Origin of the sequence: Actinomycetospora sp. (genome assembly GCF_036497585.1) — a bacterium.
In the GTDB taxonomy this organism is placed as follows: domain Bacteria; phylum Actinomycetota; class Actinomycetes; order Mycobacteriales; family Pseudonocardiaceae; genus Actinomycetospora.
Genome location: NZ_DASXJD010000216.1, coordinates 39,312 through 62,046, shown reverse-complemented (window position 1 = coordinate 62,046; position 22,735 = coordinate 39,312). Strand labels below are relative to the sequence as shown.

18 protein-coding genes are annotated in these 22,735 nt (G+C 73.8%); 11 read left to right on the top strand and 7 right to left on the bottom strand.

From position 1 onward, the window contains the following. The first annotated feature begins 110 nt into the window (after window positions 1-110). Complete coding sequence (locus VGH76_RS21695; protein ID WP_331558800.1) at window positions 111-1,565, top strand: acyl-CoA synthetase; 1,455 nt, start codon at window positions 111-113, stop codon at window positions 1,563-1,565. A 1-nt stretch (window position 1,566) separates the two neighbouring features. Here VGH76_RS21695 and VGH76_RS21690 read toward each other — a convergent pair whose 3' ends face one another. Then, entirely contained in the window at window positions 1,567-2,463 is an 897-nt protein-coding gene (locus tag VGH76_RS21690; RefSeq protein ID WP_331558799.1) for an acyl-CoA desaturase, read from the bottom strand. A gap of 343 nt (window positions 2,464-2,806) precedes the next feature. Between VGH76_RS21690 and VGH76_RS21685 the strand changes: the two genes are divergently transcribed. The 3 genes from VGH76_RS21685 to scpA all read left to right on the top strand — a co-directional run bounded on the left by VGH76_RS21685 (window position 2,807) and on the right by scpA (window position 8,128). Continuing rightward, complete coding sequence (locus VGH76_RS21685) at window positions 2,807-3,883, top strand: 3-deoxy-7-phosphoheptulonate synthase (RefSeq protein ID WP_331558798.1); 1,077 nt, start codon at window positions 2,807-2,809, stop codon at window positions 3,881-3,883. A gap of 90 nt (window positions 3,884-3,973) precedes the next feature. Beyond that, entirely contained in the window at window positions 3,974-5,899 is a 1,926-nt protein-coding gene (locus VGH76_RS21680; RefSeq protein WP_331558797.1) for a methylmalonyl-CoA mutase family protein, read from the top strand. Window positions 5,900-5,917: 18 nt separating this feature from the next. After that, entirely contained in the window at window positions 5,918-8,128 is a 2,211-nt protein-coding gene (gene scpA, locus VGH76_RS21675; RefSeq protein WP_331558796.1) for a methylmalonyl-CoA mutase, read from the top strand. A gap of 4 nt (window positions 8,129-8,132) precedes the next feature. On the opposite strand, the gene VGH76_RS21670 is transcribed toward scpA, so the two are convergent. Further along, window positions 8,133-11,462 carry a DEAD/DEAH box helicase gene (locus VGH76_RS21670; protein WP_331558795.1) on the bottom strand — a complete coding sequence of 1,110 codons (3,330 nt, stop codon included), beginning with the start codon at window positions 11,460-11,462 and terminating at the stop codon, window positions 8,133-8,135. Window positions 11,463-11,643: 181 nt separating this feature from the next. On the opposite strand from VGH76_RS21670, the gene VGH76_RS21665 reads away from it, so the two are divergent. Genes VGH76_RS21665 through meaB form a run of 3 tightly spaced genes read left to right on the top strand, consistent with a single transcriptional unit; the run spans window position 11,644 to window position 13,293 of the window. After that, window positions 11,644-11,904 carry a type II toxin-antitoxin system prevent-host-death family antitoxin gene (locus VGH76_RS21665; protein ID WP_331558794.1) on the top strand — a complete coding sequence of 87 codons (261 nt, stop codon included), beginning with the start codon at window positions 11,644-11,646 and terminating at the stop codon, window positions 11,902-11,904. Continuing rightward, on the top strand, window positions 11,901-12,302 hold the full coding sequence (locus VGH76_RS21660; RefSeq protein WP_331558793.1) for a PIN domain-containing protein: 402 nt from the start codon (window positions 11,901-11,903) through the stop codon (window positions 12,300-12,302). The genes VGH76_RS21665 and VGH76_RS21660 overlap by 4 nt, the downstream gene beginning before the upstream one ends. Window positions 12,303-12,312: 10 nt before the next feature. Then, window positions 12,313-13,293: a methylmalonyl Co-A mutase-associated GTPase MeaB gene (gene meaB / locus VGH76_RS21655; RefSeq protein ID WP_331558792.1), complete on the top strand. Its 981-nt coding sequence runs from the start codon at window positions 12,313-12,315 to the stop codon at window positions 13,291-13,293. Window positions 13,294-13,312: 19 nt separating this feature from the next. On the opposite strand, the gene VGH76_RS21650 is transcribed toward meaB, so the two are convergent. After that, a complete protein-coding gene (locus VGH76_RS21650; protein ID WP_331558791.1) occupies window positions 13,313-13,636 on the bottom strand; it encodes a hypothetical protein in 324 nt (107 codons plus the stop codon). Window positions 13,637-13,679: 43 nt separating this feature from the next. Beyond that, a complete protein-coding gene (locus VGH76_RS21645) occupies window positions 13,680-14,660 on the bottom strand; it encodes a LysR family transcriptional regulator (protein ID WP_331558790.1) in 981 nt (326 codons plus the stop codon). A gap of 72 nt (window positions 14,661-14,732) precedes the next feature. Between VGH76_RS21645 and VGH76_RS21640 the strand changes: the two genes are divergently transcribed. Then, window positions 14,733-14,966, top strand: coding sequence for a hypothetical protein (locus tag VGH76_RS21640; protein WP_331558789.1), 234 nt, complete (start codon window positions 14,733-14,735; stop codon window positions 14,964-14,966). Window positions 14,967-15,081: 115 nt separating this feature from the next. Here the strand turns inward: VGH76_RS21640 and VGH76_RS21635 are convergent, their stop codons facing one another. After that, on the bottom strand, window positions 15,082-15,699 hold the full coding sequence (locus VGH76_RS21635; RefSeq protein ID WP_331558788.1) for a TetR/AcrR family transcriptional regulator: 618 nt from the start codon (window positions 15,697-15,699) through the stop codon (window positions 15,082-15,084). A 76-nt stretch (window positions 15,700-15,775) separates the two neighbouring features. On the opposite strand from VGH76_RS21635, the gene VGH76_RS21630 reads away from it, so the two are divergent. From VGH76_RS21630 to VGH76_RS21620, 3 genes are all read left to right on the top strand, one after another. Beyond that, window positions 15,776-17,152 carry a cytochrome P450 gene (locus VGH76_RS21630; protein WP_331558787.1) on the top strand — a complete coding sequence of 459 codons (1,377 nt, stop codon included), beginning with the start codon at window positions 15,776-15,778 and terminating at the stop codon, window positions 17,150-17,152. A 71-nt stretch (window positions 17,153-17,223) separates the two neighbouring features. Next, window positions 17,224-17,952: a response regulator transcription factor gene (locus VGH76_RS21625; protein WP_331558786.1), complete on the top strand. Its 729-nt coding sequence runs from the start codon at window positions 17,224-17,226 to the stop codon at window positions 17,950-17,952. 11 nt (window positions 17,953-17,963) lie between these two features. Beyond that, a complete protein-coding gene (locus VGH76_RS21620; RefSeq protein WP_331558785.1) occupies window positions 17,964-19,505 on the top strand; it encodes a HAMP domain-containing sensor histidine kinase in 1,542 nt (513 codons plus the stop codon). Between the two features lie 7 nt (window positions 19,506-19,512). Here the strand turns inward: VGH76_RS21620 and VGH76_RS21615 are convergent, their stop codons facing one another. Both VGH76_RS21615 and VGH76_RS21610 read right to left on the bottom strand, forming a co-directional pair. Beyond that, window positions 19,513-19,848 (bottom strand): DUF1918 domain-containing protein, encoded by a 336-nt coding sequence (locus VGH76_RS21615; RefSeq protein WP_331558784.1) that lies wholly within the window; start codon window positions 19,846-19,848, stop codon window positions 19,513-19,515. Between the two features lie 149 nt (window positions 19,849-19,997). Continuing rightward, window positions 19,998-22,544, bottom strand: a complete 2,547-nt coding sequence (locus tag VGH76_RS21610) for an ATP-dependent Clp protease ATP-binding subunit (RefSeq protein ID WP_331558783.1) — start codon at window positions 22,542-22,544, stop codon at window positions 19,998-20,000. Between the last annotated feature and the right edge of the window lie 191 nt (window positions 22,545-22,735).

The window sequence follows — 22,735 nt, the reverse complement described above, 5'->3', positions numbered from 1 at the left end:
CGCGGCCTCGGGCGCGCGCGGACAGGGCCGCGGGGGCGAGAATATCCGGGCTCCCCGCGTCGTGCCGCCAGCCCGGCGCGTCCGACCCGGCGTCACCCGGAGGTGCGACGGTGCCCCTGCTGCGCGCGCTGCTGGACGGCGGCCTCGACGACCCGGAGGCCGTCCGGATCGGCGACACCGCCTTCTCCGGGCCCGAGCTGCTGGGCGCGGCGGCCGTGGTCGCCGACGAGATCGGCGAACGGTCCGACCCCACCTCGCCCGTCGCGGTCGCGGCGACGGCGAGCGCGGAGACCGTCGTCGCGGTCGTCGGGGCCCTGCTCGCCGGGGCCCCCGTCGTGCCGGTCCCGCCCGACAGCGGCAGGGCCGAGCGCGGGCACCTGCTCTCCGACTCCGGCGCCACCACGTGGTTCGGGGACAAGCCGCGCGACGTGACGCTGCCCTGCCGTCGCGTGGACCTCTCCCGGCGCGCCGGGCACGAGGTGCGCGAGCCCACGAGCGACGGGGCCGCGCTGATCCTCTACACCTCGGGCACCACCGGCTCGCCCAAGGGCGTGCTGCTCTCGGCCGACGCGATGGCCGCGGGCCTCGACGGGCTCGCCGACGCGTGGACCTGGACCGCGGCCGACACCCTCGCCCACGGCCTGCCGCTCTTCCACGTCCACGGCCTCGTGCTGGGGGTGTTCGGGGCGCTGCGCACCGGGTCGCGCCTGGTGCACACCGTGAGGCCGACCCCGGCGAACTACGCGCGCGCGGTGTCGGAGCACGGCGGCACGCTGCTCTTCGGGGTGCCCACGGTGTGGTCGCGGATCGGCGACGACCCGGCGTCGGCGGCCGCCCTGCGCGACGCCCGGCTGCTGGTGAGCGGGTCCGCACCGCTCCCCGTGCCGGTCTTCGAACGCATCCGGGAGCTCGCCGGGCAGGCGCCGCTCGAGCGCTACGGGATGAGCGAGACCATGATCACCCTGGCGGTCCGGTCCGACGGCGAGCGCCGGCCCGGGTGGGTCGGGGTGCCCGTGGCGGGGGTCGAGGCGCGGCTGCGGGCGGTCACCGAGGACGACCAGGGCGAGATGGTCACCACCGACGAGGACGTGCCCGCCGACGGCGAGTCGATCGGGGAGCTGCAGGTCCGGGGGCCGTCGCTGTTCGACGGTTACCTCAACCGGCCCGAGGCGACCGCCGAGACGTGGACCGACGACGGCTGGTTCCGCACCGGCGACGCGGCCGTCGTCGACGAGGCCGGCTACCACCGGATCGTCGGGCGGCGCTCGGTCGACCTGATCAAGTCCGGCGGCTACCGCATCGGCGCCGGGGAGGTGGAGACCGCGCTGCTCGCCCACGCCGGGATCAGCGAGGCGGCCGTCGTCGGGGAGCCCGACGACGACCTCGGGCAGCGCATCGTCGCCCACGTCGTCTGTCCCGAGGGGCCCGTGGACCCCCAGGAGGTCATGAACTTCGTCGGCGAGCGGCTCTCGAAGCACAAGCGGCCGCGGGAGGTCGTCGTCGTCGACGAGCTGCCGCGCAACGCCATGGGGAAGGTGCAGAAGGCCCGGCTGCGCCGGTCCTGAGTCAGGCCGCGCGGAGGGTCTCCAGCCGCTCGGGCTTCGGCCAGCGGACCTTCCAGGCCCACCCGAGCTTCTCGAACAGCGCGATCGTCTCGGCCGACAGGTCGATCTCGAAGCGGCCGACGCCGTGGCGGGCGCTCGTCGGGTCGGCGTGGTGCAGGTTGTGCCACGACTCGCCCATCGACAGCAGCGCGAGCGGCCACACGTTGGTCGAGCGGTCGCGCACCCGCCACGGGCGCTCCCCGACCATGTGGCAGACCGAGTTCGTCGACCACGCGACGTGGTGCGAGAGCGCGATGCGCACCAGGCCCGCCCAGAAGAACCCGGTGACCGCGCCCCAGAACGACCAGGTCACGAGGCCACCGATCAGCGCCGGCAGGACGAACGAGGCGAAGGTGATCCAGCCGAACCACCGGCTGATCCGCACGATGTCGTCGTCGGCGAGCAGGTCGGGGCAGTACTTGCGCTGGTCGGACAGGGTGCGCTCGAGGATCCACCCGAGGTGGGCGTGCCAGAAGCCGCGGACCAGCGCCGCCGGCGAGGTCCCGTAGCGCCATGGCGAGTGCGGGTCGCCCTCCTTGTCGGCGAAGGCGTGGTGGCGGCGGTGGTCGGCGACCCAGTGCGTCACCGGTCCCTGCACGGCGAGGCTGCCGGCGACGGCCAGGGCGATGCGCAGCGCCCGACCGCAGCGGAACGCCCCGTGCGTGAAGTACCGGTGGAAGCCGACGGTCACGCCGAGCATCGACACCACGTAGAACCCGACGGCGAGCCCGGCGTCGAGCCACGACAGGCCCCACCCCCAGGCCAGCGGGATCGCGGCGAGCAGCGCGGCGAACGGCACGAGTACGGCCAGGTAGGTCATCACGTGCGGGGCGAGGGGGCGAGGGAGGATGGCTGGCATGGGGGGCACGGTGCGGTGACTCTCCCGGAGATCGAAGCGGTACGACGGCGTGTCGTGGGGCCGTCACGACGAGTGTGCCGAATCCCGACGATGCCCGCGGTGGGTGACCGGGTGACCGCCGGGGCCCGTCCGTCGCACCACGAGTACATGAGCGGACGGGAACGCGCGGGCTGTAGGGTGATCGTCGTGCAGCGCTGGTACCGGTTTACGTGCCCGGCCCGGGAGGGGTCGGCGGGTAGACCGCTGCGCTGACCCCCATCCCGCGAGCCGGATCCGGAACCGGCTCGGCGGGATCGCGGCGGGTCGGGTCCGGGTCTCACGGCCCATCCCCCGGAGGAACCCGATGACCGCCCCGGCCCTCGACCGGCCCGTCGACGCCACACCCCTCGACGGCGCCCGCACCACCGCCATCACCCCGCTGCCCTCGCCCGCGCTGCTCCGCCACGAGCTGCCGGTGCTCCCGGCGGCCGCGTCGGCCGTCCGTCGCGGCCGCGCCGCCGCTGTGGACGCGCTGCACGGCGACGACCGCCTGCTCGTCGTCGTCGGGCCCTGCTCGATCCACGACGACGACGCCGCCCGCGAGTACGGCGCCCGCCTCGCCGAGCAGGCCGCCGCCCACGCCGACGACCTGCACGTGGTGATGCGGACCTACTTCGAGAAGCCGCGTTCGACGGTCGGCTGGAAGGGGCTCGTCAACGATCCCGGTCTCGACGGCAGCTTCGACGTCGCCCGGGGACTGCGGACCGCTCGCGCGCTCATGCTCGACCTCGCCGGGCTCGGGCTGCCCCTGGGCTGCGAGTTCCTCGACCCGATCACCCCGCAGTACCTCGCCGATCTCGTGGCCTGGGGGTCGATCGGCGCCCGGACCGCGGCGAGCCAGGTGCACCGCCAGCTCGCGAGCGGCCTGTCGATGCCGGTGGGGATCAAGAACGGGACCGACGGCGACGTCGGCGTGGCGGTCGAGGCGATCGGGGCGGCCGCGGCCCCGCACGCGTTCATGGGGGTGACGCCGGAGGGCCTGGCGGGCCTCATCACGACCACCGGCAACGCCGACGCCCACCTCATCCTGCGCGGCGGGTCGTCCGGCCCGAACTTCGACGCGGCCGCCGTCGGGGACGCGGTCGGCCGGCTGCGGGCCGCGGGCCGCGAAGGCCGGGTGGTGGTGGACGCGAGCCACGGCAACTCCGGCAAGGACCACCGTCGCCAGCCCGGCGTCGTCGCCGACCTCGCGGGTCAGGTCGCCGCCGGCGGGCCGGTGGCGGGCGTCATGATCGAGAGCTTCCTCGTCGAGGGCCACCAGGAGATCGGGCCGGAGATGGTGCGCGGGCGCAGCGTCACCGACTCCTGCGTCGGGTGGGAGACCACCGTGGCGCTGCTCGACGAGCTGGCGGCCGCGGTCCGGGGACGGCGGCGCGGGTGAGCGCCACCTGAACCGATCCGGCCCCTTCGCCCCGGTGGCGTGGGCCATCACGTCGAACCGGTCCGGCCTGACCGTTCTACGATCCCGCGCATGACAGCCGGACCATCGACGTCGGGGTCCCCGGAGGCGCCCGAGGAGCTCGTGCTCGCCGGGGAGTTCGAGACCCCGGACCGCGACCGCTGGCGCGAGCTCGTGGCGGGGGCGCTCTCGAAGACCGGCCGGGAGGTCCGGCCCGAGGACGCCGAGGCCGCGATCGCGACCCCCACCGACGACGGCTTCGAGATCGCCGCGCTGTACACCGCGGCGGACGCTCCTGACGTCGCCACGGGGGAGCCGGGCCTGTCGCCCTTCACCCGGGCCTCGCGGCCGGAGGGGCACGTCGCCGAGGGCTGGGGGGTGCGCCAGCGACACGCTTTCCCCGCCGAGGCCGACCTGTCCGCGGCCCACGACGTGGTCATGGCCGACCTCGAGGGCGGGGTCTCGTCGCTGTGGCTGGTGCTCGGCGAGGCGGGCGGCCCGCCGGTCGACGCGCTGTCCACGCTGCTCGACGGTGTCCTGCTCGACCTGGCCCCGATCGCGCTCTCCGCCGGCCGGGACACCCCCGACGCCTCGGCTGCGCTGCTGCGCCTGGCCGCCGAGCAGGGTGTCTCGGCCGCGCTCGGCGGATCGCTGGGGTACGACCCGCTGCTCGCCCGCACCAGGGGCGGCCCAGCGCTGTCCGACTCCTGTCTCGAGGCGATGGTCGAGCACTCGCGCACCGCCGCGTCCGACCACCCGGCGCTCGCGACCGTGGTCGCCGACGGGCTGCCCTTCCACGAGGCGGGCGGCTCGGACGGCCAGGAGCTCGGCGCCGCGCTGGCCGCCGGCCTGCACGCGGTGCGGCTGCTGACCGACGCCGGGCTCTCGGTCGACGACGCGTTCGCCCGGGTCGAGCTGCGCCTGGCGGCGACGGCCGACCAGTTCGCCACGCTCGCGAAGCTCCGCGCGGCCCGCCGGTGCTGGGACCGGATCGGCGCCGTCGCCGGGGCGTCCGAGTCGGCCCGGGGCGCGCGGGTCCACGCCGTCACCTCGCCGGCGATGATGACCACGCGCGACCCGTGGGTGAACATCCTGCGCACCACCGTCGCCTGTGTCGGGGCCGGCCTGGGCGGCGCGGACGCCGTCACGGTGCTGCCCTTCGACGCCGCGCTGGGGCTCCCCGACGACTTCTCCCGCCGCGTCGCCCGCAACACCCAGGCGCTGCTGCTCGAGGAGTCCCACCTCGCGCACGTCATCGACCCCGCGGGCGGCTCCTGGTACGTCGAGTCGCTCACCGACGACCTCGCCCACGCCGCGTGGGACGTGTTCACCACGATCGAACGGGCCGGCGGGGCGGCCGCGGCCCTCGACGACGGCTCGTTGGCGGCCGCGCTCGAGGAGACGTGGTCGCGGCGCGCCGAGCGGATCGCGCACCGTCGCGACCCCATCACCGGCGTCAGCGAGTTCCCGAACCTCGCCGAGTCGCGGCCCGAGCGCGACCCGGCGCCCGAGGCGTCCCCGGAGGGCGGCCTGCCCCGGCGGCGCTACGCGCAGGTCTTCGAGGACCTCCGCGACCGGGCCGACGCCGCGGCCGCGGAGACGAAGCGGCCGGTGGCCTTCCTCGCCACGCTCGGCGCGCTCGCCCAGTACACCGCCCGCACCTCGTTCGCGACGAACCTGCTGCACGCCGGCGGGATCGACGTCGTGGAGGGGCCGGGCGGCACGGACGCCGACGAGATCGTCGCGGCGTTCCGGGAGGCCGGCACCCCGGTCGCGGTCGTCGCGTCGAGCGACAAGGTCTACGCCGAGCACGCGGCCGACCTCGCGAAGGCGCTGGCCGAGGCGGGCGCCACCAGGATCCTCCTGGCCGGTCCGCCGAAGACCCCCGACCTCGGCCCCGACGACGGCACGGCGCTCACCGGGTACCTGTACTCCGGGTGCGACGCCGCGCGGCTGCTCACCGACCTGCTCGACCACCTGACGGACTCGAGTGCCTGACCGAAGGGAGGCCGTCTGATGGCCATCGGATCGTTCGCCGACGTCGAGCTCGGGACACCGGAGGGTGCGCAGCGCTCGTGGGACGACGCCCTCGAGGCCGCCACGGGGAAGGGCCCGGAGGATCTGCTCTGGGAGACCCCGGAGGGCATCGGCGTCAAGCCGCTCTACACCGCGGCCGACGTCGAGGGCCTGGACTTCCTCGAGACGCTCCCGGGGCTGCCCCCGTTCCTGCGTGGCCCGTACCCGACGATGTACGTGACGCAGCCCTGGACGGTGCGCCAGTACGCCGGGTTCTCCACGGCGAAGGAGTCCAACGCCTTCTACCGGCGCAACCTCGCCGCCGGGCAGAAAGGCCTCTCGGTCGCCTTCGACCTGCCGACCCACCGCGGGTACGACTCGGACAACCCCCGCGTCGCCGGCGACGTCGGCATGGCGGGCGTGTCGATCGACTCGATCCTCGACATGCGCCAGCTGTTCGACGGCATCCCGCTGGACCGGATGTCGGTGTCCATGACCATGAACGGGGCGGTGCTCCCCGTGATGGCGCTCTACGTGGCCGCGGCGCAGGAGCAGGGCGTCGAGCCCGAGAAGCTCGCCGGGACCATCCAGAACGACATCCTGAAGGAGTTCATGGTCCGCAACACCTACATCTACCCGCCCCAACCCTCGATGCAGATCATCTCCGACATCTTCAGCTACACCAGCGAGAAGATGCCGAAGTTCAACTCGATCTCCATCTCCGGCTACCACATCCAGGAGGCCGGGGCCTCGGCCGACCTGGAGCTGGCCTACACCCTCGCCGACGGCGTGGAGTACCTGCGGGCCGGGCGGGACGCCGGGCTCGACATCGACGTGTTCGCGCCGCGCCTGTCGTTCTTCTGGGGCATCGGCATGAACTACTTCATGGAGATCGCGAAGCTGCGGGCCGCGCGGCTGCTGTGGGCCAAGCTCGTCAAGGACTTCGGCGCGAAGAAGGACAAGTCGCTCTCGCTGCGCACCCACTCGCAGACCTCCGGCTGGTCCCTGACCGCCCAGGACGTCTACAACAACGTCGTCCGTACCTGCCTCGAGGCGATGGCCGCGACCCAGGGCCACACCCAGTCGCTGCACACCAACGCGCTCGACGAGGCGCTCGCGCTGCCGACCGACTTCTCCGCGCGCATCGCCCGCAACACCCAGCTGCTCCTCCAGCAGGAGTCCGGGACGACGCGGACCGTCGACCCGTGGGGTGGCTCGGCCTACGTGGAGCGCCTGACCCGCGAGCTCGCCGGCCGCGCCTGGGCCCACATCGAGGAGGTCGAGAAGACCGGCGGCATGGCCAAGGCGATCGACGAGGGCCTGCCGAAGATGCGCATCGAGGAGGCCGCGGCCCGCACCCAGGCGCGGATCGACTCCGGGCGCCAGCCGGTGATCGGCATCAACAAGTACCCGCTGCTCGGCGGCGAGGACGTCGACGTGCTCAAGGTCGACAACGCCGACGTGCTGCGCCAGCAGGTGGCTCGTCTGGAGGAGCTCCGCGACGACCGTGACAGAGAGGCGGTCGAGTCGGCGCTGGACGCCCTGACCAACGCGGCCCAGGCCGCCCAGGACGGCACGCGGGAGCGCGGCCTCGACGGAAACCTGCTCAAGCTCGCGATCGACGCCGCCCGCGCGCACGCCACCGTCGGCGAGATCTCCGACGCCCTGGAGAAGGTCTACGGCCGACACCGCTCGGACGTCCGGACGATCTCCGGGGTCTACCGTGACGAGGTGGGCGAGAACTCCGCCGTCGTGAAGGCGCGCGCCGCGTCCGCCGCGTTCGAGGAGGCCGAGGGCCGCCGGCCCCGCATCCTCGTCGCGAAGATGGGTCAGGACGGCCACGACCGCGGTCAGAAGGTCATCGCCACCGCCTTCGCCGACCTCGGCTTCGACGTCGACGTGGGCCCGCTCTTCCAGACCCCCGAGGAGGTCGCGCGCCAGGCCGTGGAGTCGGACGTGCACGTCGTCGGGGTGTCCTCGCTCGCGGCGGGCCACCTCTCGCTGGTGCCGGCCCTGCGGGACGCGCTCGCCGAGCTGGGCGCCTCGGAGATCCTCATCGTGGCGGGCGGCGTGATCCCGCCGGGAGATCACGAGGAGCTCCTGGCGAACGGCGCGTCGGCGATCTTCGGTCCGGGCACGGTGATCGCGGATGCGGCGACGCAACTGCTGGAGTCGCTGTCGGAGAAGCTGGGGCACGGTTCGGCGTCCTGATCCCTCACGACACGAGGGCGCGGATGTCGTCGGCGTCCAGCGCGCCGGCGAAGGCGGCGCCGTCGTCCATGACCCCGGCGGTGAGGGCGGCCTTGCGCTGCGCGAGCGCGCGGACCTTCTCCTCGATCGTGTCCTGGGCGATGAGCCGGTAGACCATCACCGTCCGGTCCTGCCCGATCCGGTGGGTCCGGTCGATCGCCTGCGCCTCGGCCGCCGGGTTCCACCACGGGTCGAGCAGGAAGCAGTAGTCGGCCTCGGTGAGGTTCAGCCCGAACCCGCCGGCCTTGAGGCTGATCAGGAAGACGGGGGCGGCGCCGTCCTTGAACTCCGCGATGATCGCGTCGCGGTCCCGGCTCGTCCCGTCGAGGTAGGCGTAGGCGATCCCGGCGGCGTCGAGGGCGGCCCGCACGTGGGCGAGGAACCCGGTGAACTGGCTGAACACCAGGGCGCGGTGCCCGCCGCCCGTGACGTCCCGGAGCTGCTCGACGAGGAGGTCGATCTTCGCGGACCCCGCCGTCGCGTCCTCGCCGACGAGCGCGGGGTGGAGGCTGAGCTGCCGCAGCTTCGTGATCGACGCGAGGATGGTGAGGCGGTTGCCGTCGACGTCGTCGAGCAGCTTCAGGATCTTCTGGCGCTCGCGCTGCAGGACGCGCTGGTAGAGCCGGTGGTGCGCCGGGGCGAGCTCGACCGGGAGGAGCTGCTCCTGCTTGGGCGGCAGCTCCGGGGCGACCTGCTCCTTCGTGCGCCGCATCATCAGCGGCCGGATCCGGCGCCGCAGCCGGGCGAGCAGCTCGGAGTCGCCCTTCTCGATGGGCTTGGCGAAGGTCTCCCGGAAGCGTTCCGGGTTCGGGAACAGCCCGGGCGCGGTGATCGAGAGCAACGACCACAGCTCCATGAGGTCGTTCTCCATCGGCGTCCCGGTGATCGCGAGCTTGAACGGGGCGGGGACCCGGCGGGCGCACTGGTAGACCTTCGAGCGCCGGTTCTTGAGGAACTGCGCCTCGTCGAAGAGCACGCTGGCCCACGCCACCTGCTCGTGGGCCTCCGCGTCGAGGCGGAACAGGGTGTACGAGGTCACGACGACGTCGGCGTCGGCGATCACCTCGTCGAGCTCCTCCCCGCGGCGGCGCAGCGTGTCGGTGAGAGCCACCACGCGGAGCTCCGGGGTGAATCGGGCCGCCTCCCGGGTCCAGTTCGGGACGACGCTGGTCGGGGCGACGATCAGCGTCGTCCCGGCGTCCGGGTCGGCCGCCCGGCCGTGGGCGATCAGGGCGAGGGCCTGCACGGTCTTGCCGAGCCCCATGTCGTCGGCCAGGACCCCGCCCAGCCGGTGGCGCCACAAGAACGCGAGCCACTCGAAGCCGGCGCGCTGGTAGGGCCGCAGGTCGGCCCGCAGCGAGTCCGGGACCGCGGCCGGGTCGAGCGCCCCGGCGGCGTCGTCCCCCGTCGCTCCGCCTGCCCGGCCGAGCAACCCGCCGACCTGCTCCCGCCACGCGTCGGCCTGCCGTTCGACGACGCCGAGCGCGGCCAGCTCCTCCCACCACCCGGCCTGGAAGCGGCTGAGTCGGATCGGCTCCTCGCCGGGGCGTTCCTGCATCACCCGCGCCTCCTCGATGAGGGCGCGCAGCGCGACGAGCTCGGGCTTCTCGAGCGAGAAGTAGGCCCCGTCGGGCAGCAGGAGGTGGGACCGCCCGAGCGCCAGCGCCGTGAAGACGTCGGCGAACGGGATCTGCCGGCCCTCCACGGTGATCGTGATGCCGAGGTCGAACCAGTCGTTGCCCACCTCCGAGGCGGTGGCCGACACCCCGATCGCGAGCTCATCACCGGCCTCGCGGTAGTCCGCCGGGTCGCCGGTCCGCTCGACGCGGACCCCCTCGGCGTCCGCGAGCACGGGCAGCGCTTCGGCGGTGAACGCGGCGGTGTCGAGCCCGCGCAGCCGCGCCGGGGACGGCGCGCCGCCGCGTCGGAGCCCGAACCGCAGCCAGTCGAGCGGGAGATCGTCCAGTCCATCGAGGAGAGCGTGCTCCGCGGCCGTGTCCCGGAAGTCCTCGCCGCGTCGCGGCCGGCCCAGGGCGGCGCGGGCGTCCGTCCCACCGACGTCGTAGGACCACTCCCAGGTGAGGTCGAGCGCGTGCTCGGCGGCGAACGCGGCGCGCAGGACGAGGACCGGCGGGCCGATCCGTGGCGGGGTGAACGAGCCGTCCGAGGAGGTCACTCCACGCATCTCGGCCAGGCGCGGGGCGAAGCGCGCCCGGAACCGGTCGACCTGCTCGCCCGGGACCGCGATCGCCGCATCGTCGAGCGCGGCCGTCCAGATCGGCCGGGCCACCGGCGGGTCGAGGCGGGTCAGGGTCAGGCGGCACGAGGCGGGCGCCAGGTTCTCCGCCCGCGAGACGGTGACGACGCCGTGGGCCTGCTCGCCCCCGAGGAACGCGACCGGGCGGGCGTCGTGGGCCGGGCCCTCGGCCCCGGCGAACCGCAGGACGGGACGGATCGTGAGGGACCCCGTCCCGGTCTGCTCCGCGGCGTCGTCGGGACTGGACGTGATGTCGAGGGTCAGCGAGGCCGTCCCGGGGCGGGGGAGCGGCCCGAGGCGGTGACGGGAGGGCAGGAGGTGCAGGCCGGCCTCGGCGGCCGCGTCGAGCAACGACCACAGCCGGGGGCTCGCGATCCCCGCCAGGTCGATCGACTTCTCGTCGGCGCCGTAGCCGTAGTACCGGTACGGCGAGAACCCGGCCCCGGAGTGCGCCGCGTGGTGGAGCAGGTAGAGCTCGCGGACGAGCGCCAGGTGGTCGGGGCGATGGTGCGCTGACGCCGCGGGCTGCAGCATCCGGTTCCACAGCAGCCCGCCGTAGACCCAGCCGTTGGCCCCGGGCCGCACCAGCCGCGCCGTGAGCCCGCCCGCGCCGTCCGGGGTGAGCTCGATCGCGAGGACACCGGTGGGCGCGGTCGGCGGGTCCGGGGCGCCCAGCAGGGTGTCGAGCCGGGACTCCCAGGCCGGGGCGGCGGGCGCCGGGGAGGGCGGCCCGGCCGGGACGGCGCTGAGCGCGACCGCCGCGACGTGCTTGCACATCTCCCCGACCGGGCACGAGCACTCGCCGTGGATCAGGTCGAGGCCGCCGTGACCGTCGGCGTCGAACGAGACGATCGTCGAGTAGACCTTGCTCCCGTCGCCGCGGACGACGGCGCGCAGCTGGAGAGCGCCCTCGTGCCACTGTGAGAACATCACGGCGCCGTCGCGCGCGTACCGCGCGCCCCGTTCCGCCGCCGTCGGGCCGAGCGCCTCGGCCACGTCCTCGACACGGACACCGTCGACCGTCACCCGCGTGCTCATGGGCGCCCCCTTTTCCGAAGATCACCGCGACGGTAGCGAGGGGGTCCGACAGTCACGGGCCATTCGAACAAACCCGACTCGCCGCGGCACCGCCGGCGGATGGCCTGACGCGGCGTCGCGGACGCGACTCGAGCGCGTTCTACACTTTGCTACGAGCCGCTACAGGTGGAGCATGGTGGTCATGACCGAGATCGCGTCGCGGGAGCTGCGGAACGACACCGCAGGTGTGCTCCGGCGCGTCGAGGCGGGTGAGACCCTCACGGTCACCTCGAACGGACGGCCGGTCGCTCGGCTCGTGCCCGTCCCGAGGACGCGTCGCTCGGGCATGTCGCGCGCCGAACTCATCGACGCGCTCCGCGACGCGCAAGCAGACCCCGGGCTCCGTGACGACCTGCGGCATCTGGCCGGCGACACCACCGACGATCTCGGTCCCATCCGGTGAGTCCCGGACGGGCGGTGGTCGACACGAGCGTCCTGATCGCCTCGGAGACCGGGCGCGCGGTCGACGAATCGGGCCTACCCGAGGACCCGGTGATGTCGGTCGTGACCTTGGCGGAGTTGCAGGCAGGGGTCCTCGCAGCTCCGGACTCGGAGTCGAGAGCTCGGCGGATGGCCACCCTGGATCGCTACGCACTCATCGAGGTCCTCGACGTGACCGAGGTCGTCGCAATGGAGTGGACGCGCCTCCGTGTCCACCTCGCCGAGCACGGCGGTCGAGTGAACGTGAACGATCTCTGGATCGCGGCGAGCGCCGTGGCGCACCGCCTGCCGATCGTCACCCAGGACGACGACTACGACCCCCTCGACGGCGTCCGCGGGCTCGCCGTCATCAAGGTCTGAGGAGCCACCCGTGACCGACATCGACCTGGCGCCCTACGTCGAGGGCGTCCGCTCCGGCTCGCGGCTGTGGATCGGGCGGGCGATCACCCTCGTCGAGTCGACCCGTGCCGACCACCGCGACGCGGCCCAGCAGCTGCTAGTCGAGCTCCTGCCCCAGGCCGGGGGGGCGAGACGCATCGGGATCTCCGGCGTGCCCGGCGTCGGGAAGTCGACCTTCATCGGGGCGCTCGGGTCGCAGCTGACGGCGTCCGGGTCCAAGGTCGCCGTGCTCGCCGTCGACCCGTCCTCCACCCGCTCCGGCGGCTCGATCCTCGGCGACAAGACCCGCATGGACGCCCTGGCGACCGACGACGACGCGTTCATCCGGCCGTCCCCGACGGCGGGCACGCTCGGCGGCGTCGCCAAGGCCACCCGCGAGACGATGGTCGTGATGGAGGCGGCGGGCTACGACGTCGTCATCGTCGAGACCGTCGGCGTCGGCCAGTCCGAGACCGCCGTCGCGGAGATGGTCGACTCGTTCCTCTTCCTCACCCTCGCCCGCACCGGCGACTCGCTGCAGGGCATCAAGCGAGGCATCCTCGAGATCGCCGATGTCATCGCGGTGAACAAGGCCGACGGCCCGCACGCCCGCGACGCCAAGCGTGCGGCCCGGGAGCTCGAGTCGGCGCTGAAGATGCTGCGCGGCGAGCGCGACCCGTGGCAGGTCCCGGTGCTCACGTGCTCAGCGCAGGAACGGACGGGTCTCGACGACGTCTGGGCGGCGCTGGTGCGCCACCAGGAGTTCCTCGACGAGCGTGATGAGCTCCGAGCCAAGCGCGCCCGCCAACAGGTCGACTGGACCTGGCAGATGGTGCGCGAGCGGCTGCTGGCCCGGTTGCGCGACCACCCGAAGGTCAAGGACATCCGCGAGGAGACCGAGCGCGAGGTCCTCGACGGCGAGCTGACCCCTGCCCTGGCGGCCGATCGCATCCTCGACGCGTTCGGTTCGTGAACAATTCCTGGGTGCTCGGTCAGAAGATGCCGAGGAAGCGGGACCGCGCTGGTTTCGGGAAATTCTTGGTGGCCGGCGCGAATTTCCCGTTGAGTCGCGGCGTCCGGGGCTCCCCGATTCCGAGGAGCGACGCGCCGAAGCGTTGCTTGGCCCCCCGGCCGCGGCAGCGCCAGCAGGGACGGTAGGCGTAGGTGAAGAACATACCGTTCTCGCGCTGGGCTCCCCGACGGTGGCAGGCCTCGCACGCCGTGTACGGGTGGAGCAGCAGCGAGACCACGTAGATCGACACCAGGACCAGGCCCGCGAAGAAAAGAACTCTCTCCATGATCCCCCCAAGAATCATGGGTAGAATCGCGACGTGCGAATTCCCCCGAGCTCTTCGTACCTCATCGGGGGTTCGTGCGCGAGGGAGATCCGACAATTCGGGGTGCTTGCTCACGCGACGTGAGCACCTCGAGCATCGCGGCGGCGGCGGGCGAGGGATGCGGCGGGGTCAGCGCGAAGATGCGCCGGACGACACCCGGACGGAGCCGCCGCAGGACCACCCGCCGCCCCATCTGGTGCACGGCGAGATCCGGGACCAGCGCCACCCCGACGCCGGACTCGACGAGGCCGCTCACCATCGGGAAGTCGTCGGAGTCGAAGGCGATGTTCGGGGTGAAGCCGGCGGCGGCGCACATCTCGACCAGCTGCGTCCGGCACACCTGACCGGAGTCGCGGATCCACGCCGCGTCGCGCAGCGTGGAGACGTCGATCTCGTCGGTGGAGCGTGGCCCCACGTCCTCCAGCGCCGGATGACCCGCCGGGAGGGCGACGTTGACGACGTCGTCGAGCAGCCAGGTGACCGTCAATCCATCGGTGTCGGGCTCCGGGAAGGCCGCCGGACTCGAGATCCGTTGCGCGTCGTCTCCCGGCCGATACCCGAAGGTGATCGCGAGGTCCAGCTCCCCCTCCCGCACCAGGTCGGGGGTCTCCTCGGGTTCGCGCAGCTCCAGGGAGAGCCGGACCCCGGGGTGACGGCGGCGGAAGGCCCCGATCGCGCCGGGCAGCAGCCGGGCGCCCGCGCTCGCGAACGCCGCGAGGCGCAGCCGGCCGGCCCGCAGGGTGGTGAGGTCGGCCACCTCCTCGCGTGCCCGCTCCAGGCGCCCGGCGACGGCGTCGGCGTGGTCCACCAGCAGCGTCCCGGCCTCCGTCGGCAGCACGCCGCGCGCGTGGCGGACGAGCAGCGGCGTCGCGACCTCCCGCTCGAGCGCCGCGACCTGCTGCGACACCGCGGACGGCGTGTAGCCCAGCTCCAGCGCCGCCGCGCTCATCGACCCGGCGCGCACCACCGCCCGGAGCACGAGGAGACGGCGCGCGTCGAGCATGAAGTCCAGCTTAACGCCGGGCTCGCTGATATTCGCTGGTCGCGCGGCTGGGACGCCCGGAGCATGGAAAGGGTGAGGACATGGGAGGCGCTGGCCCGGTTCTGGGCCGAGCAGAAGGAGATCGGGGAGCGGCTGACCCTGCTGGAGCGGCCGTGGGAGGAGCGCTACCTCCACTGGGCGTGGGAGGGCGGGGAGCTCGTGCTGCACGGTGAGCTCATGCCGTCGACGCGACGACGGATGTCGATCACGCGCGGCGGCTGGTGTCGGCGGGCGGCGGGTCGCCCGTCGCCGTATCCGCACCGGTGAGCGAGCGGCGCCGTTCTGGCATCTGACGCCAGGATCGTGCCGTTGCTGCCACCGGGGCCGGGGGCCGGGGCCGGGGGCCGGGGCCAGGGGTGCGGCGACTGCCGGACCAGCGGGCTCAGTCCTGGGGCACCGACGCAGCCAGCCCCGCCAGCAGCGCCACGAAGGGCGCCCGGCACTCGGCGCGGACCCGCTCGCAGTCCTCCGCCGGGGTGCGCGCGAGCAGTTGGCCGGCGGCCCCGAGCATGCCGAACGCGATGCTCGGCAGCGCCTCCCCGCCGCCCGGGGGGATCCGCCCGGCCGCCGCGAGCGCCTCGAGCATGTCCGAGAGCAGGGCGTACGAGTACTTCTCCTCGCAGCGCCGCCAGGCGTCCCAGCCCAGGGCGAGCGGCGCCTCGCGGAACACCAGCGCGCCGTAGACCGGCTCGGAGCAGGCGCGCAGGAACTGGTCGAGCGCGGCGAGGGCGCCCACGGTCGGGTCCGCCTCGGCCTCGAACGCGGCCCGGGCGGCGCCGTTCTCGGTGAGCTCGAGCTCGTCGAAGAGCACCTCGAAGAGGCCCGGCTTGCTCGCGAAGTGGTGGTAGATCGCGCCCTTGGTCACCCGGGCGACCGCGGCCACGTCGTCGAGCGAGGTGCGGGCGAACCCGCGCTCGGTGAACAGCGTCGCCGCGGCGTCGAGCAGGGCGCGTCGGGTGGCCTCGGTGTACTCCCCGCGACGGCTCTTGACCTGTGGCACGGCCGCCGAGCATAGTCGCCGTCAGGAACATACTCGGAGTATGTGTCCGACGGTCGGTCGGTGAGAGGTGGTCCCCATGTCCTCGGCTCCTGCGTCGTCCCCGCCGCGCGTCCCGTCCGACGCGCCCGTCCCCGCGCCCGACATCACCCCGTCGACTGCCCTCCTCGCGGCCCGCTGGGGGCTCTCCCACGGGCTGCTGCGCACGGTGCTGGCCTCGCGGGCGCGTGCTGGGAGCGCCGACGCGCGGCTGCTGCGTGACCCCGCCCTGCAGGCCGAGCCGTGGGAGCACTACCGGGATCTGCGGGCGCACCGCCCGTTCACCGAGGGGCCGATGGGCAAGGTCACCGCCCACCACGGCGTGGCCACCGCCGTCCTGCGCAGCGACGACTTCGGGGTGGCCGACCGCGACCAGGTGCTGCCCGCCCCGGTCCTGGCCGGGCTCCGGCTGATCGGTCCCCGCCGCTACGCCGGCGTCGACACCCCGCCCTCGATGCTCGTCGTGGATCCGCCCGACCATGCCCGCTACCGCCGCCTGGTCTCCCGCGCGTTCACCGCGAAGGCCGTCGCGGCGCTGCGGACCCGCACCGAGGAGATCACCGCCGAGCTGCTCGACGACCTGGCCGACGCCTTCGCGCGCGAGGGCTCGGTCGACCTCGTCCGCTCCTACGCCGCCCTCGTCCCCGTCACCGTCATCGCCGAGATGCTCGGGGTGCCGCCGGAGATGCGCGCGACCCTGCTGTCCTGGGGCGACGGCGCGGCCGCGAGCCTGGACATGGGCCTGCCGTGGCGGCGGTACGCGCGGGCGGAGCGCGCGCTGGCGGCGTTCGACGCATGGCTGCGCGTCCACCTGCGCACGCTGCGGGACGCCCCCGGCGACGACCTGCTCTCGAAGCTCGTGCAGGTGGCCGACGACGACGGGTCCGGGCTGAGCGAGCAGGAGCTCGTCGCCACCTCGATGCTCATCCTCGCCGCCGGGTTCGAGACGACGGTCAACCTCATCTCCAACGGCACCGTCCGGCTCTTCGAGCACACCGACCAGCGGGCCCGGCTCGCCGAGGACCCGTCGCTGTGGCCGAACGCGGTCGACGAGGTGCTGCGCCACGACTCCCCGGTGCAGCGCACGGCGCGCATGGCCCGCCGCGACACCGAGGTGGAGGGCGTGCCGGTCGCGCAGCGGGAGATCGTGGTGACGGTGCTGGGCGCGGCCAACCGCGACCCCGCGGTGTTCCCCGACCCCGACCGCTTCGACGTCGCCCGCCCGAACGCCAAGGAGCACGTGGCGTTCTCCAGCGGCATCCACTACTGCCTGGGCGCTGCGCTCGCCCGGATGGAGGGCGAGGTCGCGCTGCAGGCGCTGTTCACCCGCTTCCCCGACCTGGCGCCGGCCGGCGACGGCGTCCGCCGCCCGACGATCATCCTGCGCGGCTGGGAGACGTTGCCCGTCCGCGGGTGACCCGGTCGCTCACAGCAGGCACACAGGGACCGCCCAGCACGGGCGAATCGGACGCTGTCATCGTGGTGACCATGACCGCGACCCGTGCCGAGCTGCGCCGGCCCGACGGCAGCCCCGTCCGCGCCCTCGTCGTCGACGACGAGCCGACGCTGGCCGACCTCCTGTCCATGGCCCTGCGCTACGAGGGCTGGGACGTGCGCAGCGCGGGCGACGGTCTCGGCGCGGTCACCCAGGGCCGGGAGTTCCGTCCCGACGTCGTCGTGCTCGACGTCATGCTGCCCGACATCGACGGTTTCGAGGTGCTGCGGCGGCTGCGGGCCGACATCCCCGACGTCCCGGTGCTCTTCCTGACCGCGCGCGACGCCGTGGAGGACCGGGTCGCGGGCATCACCGCGGGCGGCGACGACTACGTCACCAAGCCGTTCAGCCTCGAGGAGGTGGTGGCGCGGCTGCGGGGCCTGCTGCGCCGGGCCGCCGTCGCGACCGCGGTCCGCGGCGACGCCGGCCTCGTCGTCGGCGACCTGACCCTCGACGAGGACTCCCACGAGGTCTTCCGCGGCGGCGCGCAGATCGAGCTCACCGCCACCGAGTTCGAGCTGCTGCGCTTCCTCATGCGCAACCCGCGACGGGTGCTCTCGAAGGCCCAGATCCTCGACCGGGTGTGGAACTACGACTTCGGCGGCCAGTCGAACATCGTCGAGCTCTACATCTCCTACCTGCGCAAGAAGATCGACGCCGGCCGGGCGCCGATGATCCACACCGTGCGTGGTGCGGGGTACGTCCTCAAGCCCTCGGGGTGAGGTGGAGCATCATGACCTGGATGCGCTCACTGCAGGCCCGGATCGTGCTCACGACGGTGGTCCTGCTCGCCGTCGTGTGCGCGGTCGTCGGCATCGGCGCCGCGCTCTCGCTGCGTCACTACCTGGGCGAACAGCTCGCCCAGGAGGTGTCGCGCACCGCCGGGTTCACGGCGAACCCGCCCGGCGGTGACGCCGGGGACCACCGTCCGCCGCCGCCGGACGCGGGCAGCGGCATCGGCGGCGGGGACGGCACGAGCCGCATCCAGGTCCGGATCGTCGACCACCACGTGGTGGCCGCCTCGGCGCTCGGGAACTTCCGCTCGGGCGACCAGCCCCTCGACGTCGACCAGGTCGCGCCCGTCGCCGACGTCCCCCCGCAGCCGCGGGGGACCGGCGTCGGCGACCCGGACGCCACGCAGTCGGTGACGCTGCCGGGCCTGGGCACCTACCTGGTGCAGGCCCGGTACGCCCGGGACGGCTCCGTCGTGGCCGTCGGCATCTCGACCGGCCGCATGGACGCCACGGTCGGGCGGCTGGCCTTCATCGAGATCGTCGTCTTCGCGATCGGCGTGGCCGTCGCCGGGGTGGTCGCCGCCTTCGCGACGCGCGCCACCCTGCGCCCGCTGCACCGCGTCTCGGCCACCGCGCGCCGGGTCTCCGAGCTGCCGCTGGAGCGCGGCGAGGTCGAGCTCGACGACCGCGTGCCCGAGGCCGACGCCGACCCCCGCACCGAGATCGGGCAGGTGGGGGTCGCCTTCAACCGCATGCTCGGCCACGTCGCGCGGGCACTCGAGGCCCGTCAGGAGTCGGAGACGCGGGTGCGCCGTTTCGTCGCCGACGCCTCGCACGAGCTGCGCACGCCGCTCGCCGCGATCCGCGGCTACTCCGAGCTGGCCCGCCGCCGCACCGAGGACCTGCCGCCCGAGGTCGCGGCGATGCTCGAGCGCGTCGGGTCGCAGGCCGAGCGGATGACGCTGCTGGTGGAGGACCTGTTGCTGCTGGCCCGCCTCGACGCGGGCCGTCCGCTCGCGCGCGAGCGCGTCGACCTCGCCCGGCTCGTCGCCGACGCGGTCGCCGACGCGCACGCGACGGCGCCCGACCACCACTGGTCGCTCCGGCTCCCCGAGGACCCCCACCAGATCGGCTTCGACGTCGTCGGGGACCCCGAGCGGCTCCACCAGGTCGTCGCGAACCTGCTCGCGAACGCGCGCACCCACACCGGATCGGGGACGCACGTCGTCGCCGGGCTGTCGCGCCGCGGCGGCACGGTGCGGCTCGAGGTGGCCGACGACGGCCCGGGCATCGACCCGGACCTGGTGGGGCGGGTCTTCGAACGCTTCGCGCGGGGGGAGACCGGCCGGGCCCGCAGCACCGGGAGCACCGGACTGGGGCTCTCGATCGTCTCGGCCGTCGTCACCGAGCACGGCGGCACGTTGGGCGTGCACAGCGTGCCCGGCGACACCCGCTTCGCCGTCGAGCTGCCCGCCGCCGACCGTGGCGGGCCGGCCGTCCCACCGGCACCGGTGCCGACGCCGGCGGCGCAGCGCGGCTGAGCTCTGCTCAGCGCTCCAGGCGCTCGGCGACCGACGCGGCCACGTCGGACACGGTCCGCGCCGCCCGGCCGGTCGCGTCCTCGGCGACCTCGCGGGCCCGCTCGGCGGCCTCGCCGGCCACCTCGGTCGCCTTGTCGGCCACCTGCTCGAGGCGCTCGCCCACGCTCGGGGAGGCGATGGTGGCGTCGGGGCCGGGCGTCACGATCGTCTCGTCGCCGTTGTCGAAGCGCACCCGGTACGGCGGCCCGTCGGTGCCGAGGACGCCGACGATCGTGCCCGTCCGGTCGGGGGTGTCGACGGTGTTGGCGTGCAGGGTGATGCGGTCACCGACGTCAGCACTCACGATGGCTCTCCTCCCGAAGGGGTCTGGGCAGCGGGTACCCGCCCGAAGATCACCGCAGACAGGACGCCCGTCCCCGGAACGAGCGAAGGGCCCCTCCGGTCGAACGGATCGACCGAAGGGGCCCTTCGCTCCTACGACTCCTGCCGCGGTCAGCTCGCCAGGGCGGGCTCACCCACGGAGAAGGTCAGCTCCCGGCCGTCGTCGGTGACGCCGACGCGGACCGTCTGGCGGGCCGCGATCTCGTCGCCGAGCAACATCTCCGAGAGCCGGTTGCCGACCTGGCGCTGGATCGTCCGGCGCAGCGGCCGGGCGCCGAACTCGGGCTGGTACCCGTGCTCGGCCAGCCAGTCGACCGCGGCCTCGGAGAACTCGACGCCGATGTGCAGCGACTCCAGCCGCTCCCGGGTCTCGGTGAGCAGCAGGTCGGTGATCGACCGCAGCTGCGCCGCGTCGAGGCGCTTGAAGACGATCACCTCGTCGATCCGGTTCAGGAACTCCGGCCGGAACGACTCGCGCAGTCGCGGCATGAGCCGGTCCTGCAGCGACTGGTCGGTGTTCGCGTTCGACGGAGCGAACCCGAGCGCCTGGGTGTTCGTCGTGATCAGCTCCGAGCCCACGTTGCTGGTCATGATCAGCACCGTGTTCCGGAAGTCGACCGTGCGGCCCTGGGAGTCGGTGAGCCGGCCGTCGTCGAGCACCTGCAGCAGCGTGTTGAAGACGTCCGGGTGGGCCTTCTCCATCTCGTCGAGCAGGACCACCGAGTACGGGCGACGCCGGATCTCCTCGGTCAGCTGCCCGGCCTCGCCGTAGCCGACGTACCCGGGGGGCGAGCCCACCAGGCGCGACACGGTGTGCCGCTCGGAGTACTCGCTCATGTCGACGCGCACCATGCGGTCCTCGTCGCCGAACATCACCGCGGCGAGCGCCTTGGCGAGCTCGGTCTTCCCGACGCCGGTGGGGCCGAGGAACAGGAAGCTGCCGATCGGGCGGTCCGGGTCGCCCAGGCCGGCCCGCGAGCGGCGCACCGCCTCGGCGACCGCGCGCACGGCGTCGTCCTGACCGACGACCCGCTGGTGGAGCTGCTCCTCCAGTCCGAGCAGTCGCGACCGCTCGGTCTCGGTGAGCTGCGCGACCGGGATGCCGCTCGAGCGGGAGACCACCTCGGCGATGTCCTCGACGGTCACCTCGAGCACGCCGCCCTGGCCGGAGGTCCGCTCGTGGCGGGCCGCCTCGAGGGCCTGGGCAGCGGTGCTCAGCTCGTCGCGCAGGGCGCCGGCGCGCTCGTAGTCCTCGTCGGCGACGGCCTGGTCCTTGTCGCGCTGCAGCGACTCGACCCGGCGCTCCAGCTCCCGGGTGTCGGTGTGCGGCGCCCGCGAGCCGAGCCGCTTCCGCGCGCCCGCCTGGTCGACGAGGTCGATGGCCTTGTCGGGCAGGAACCGGTCGGTCACGTAGCGCTCGGAGAGCTCGGCGGCGGCCGTCAGCGCCTCGTCGGTGAACCGCACCTGGTGGTGCGCCTCGTAGCGGTCACGCAGCCCGTGCAGGATCGCGATCGTGTCCGCGACGCTGGGCTCGGGGACCATGACCGGCTGGAAGCGGCGCTCGAGGGCGGCGTCCTTCTCGATGGACTTCCGGTACTCGTCGAGCGTCGTGGCGCCGACGATGTGCAGCTCGCCGCGAGCCAGGGCCGGCTTGAGGATGTTGCCGGCGTCCATGCCGCCACCCTCGCCGCCGCCACCGGCGCCGACCATGGTGTGCAGCTCGTCGATGAAGACGATGAGTTCGTCGGAGTGCTGACGGATCTCGTCGACGAGCTTCGTCATGCGCTCCTCGAAGTCACCGCGGTAGCGGGTGCCCGCCACGATGCCGGTGAGGTCGAGCTGGACGATGCGCTTGCCGGTGAGCTGCTCGGGCACGTCGCCGGCGACGATCCGCTGGGCGATGCCCTCGACGACGGCAGTCTTGCCGACGCCGGCCTCACCGATGAGCACCGGGTTGTTCTTGGTGCGCCGGGAGAGGACCTCGAGGGTCTGGTCGACCTCGTCCTCACGCCCGATCACCGGGTCCAGCTCGCCGGACCGCGCCTTGGCGGTCAGGTCGACGCCGAACTGGTCGACGGTCGGGGTGTCGCTCTCGCCACCCTGAGCGGCCTGGGCGCCGGGACGGCCGCTCGGGCGGCCACCGCCGGACGCGGAGCGCTGCAGCGACTGCGGGTCCACCCCGCGGCCCTGCAGGGCCTTGCCGGTCGGGGAGTCGGGGTTGGCGGCGAGCGCCAGCACGATGTGCTCCGGCCCGATGTAGGTCGAGCCGAGCGCCCGGGAGATCTGGTGGGCGTCGAGCAGCGTGCGCTTCGCGGTGGGGGTCAACGTCGGGGCCTCACCGGTCGCCTCGCCGCGCGGCAACTGCGCGTCGGCGTGGCGGGCCAGCTCCTCGACGTCCGCGCCGGTTCCCGCGATCAGGGCGCGCAGCGGCGGCACTGCCAGGCCGGCCAGGAGCAGGTGCCAGGCGTCGAGATCGGTGTTGCCGCGCTCGGCCGCCTCCTGGGCGGCCGCGCCGACCAGGCCACGGGCTTGCTCGGTCATGAGCGCGGTGATGTCGATGCGCTGGGCACCCCGGGGCGACGCTCCGCCGAGGAAGCGCGCCAGGAAGTCGTCGAACGGGCCGGACCCGGGGCCGCCGGGACCGAATGCGCTGGTCATGCGTACCTCTCTGCTGGGGTCCTGCCGCCTGCGGCCGGTGGCCTGCGGCGGCGGTCAGGTGGGATCAGCAACGCCCGTACCGGATTCATTCCTGAGTGGGTGTGACTCATGTCTGGTCCGGCGGGGTGCGTCGACCCGGCTCACGTGTTTCCCGTCCCCGGCGCGCGACACACACCCGTCATCGCGGGTAG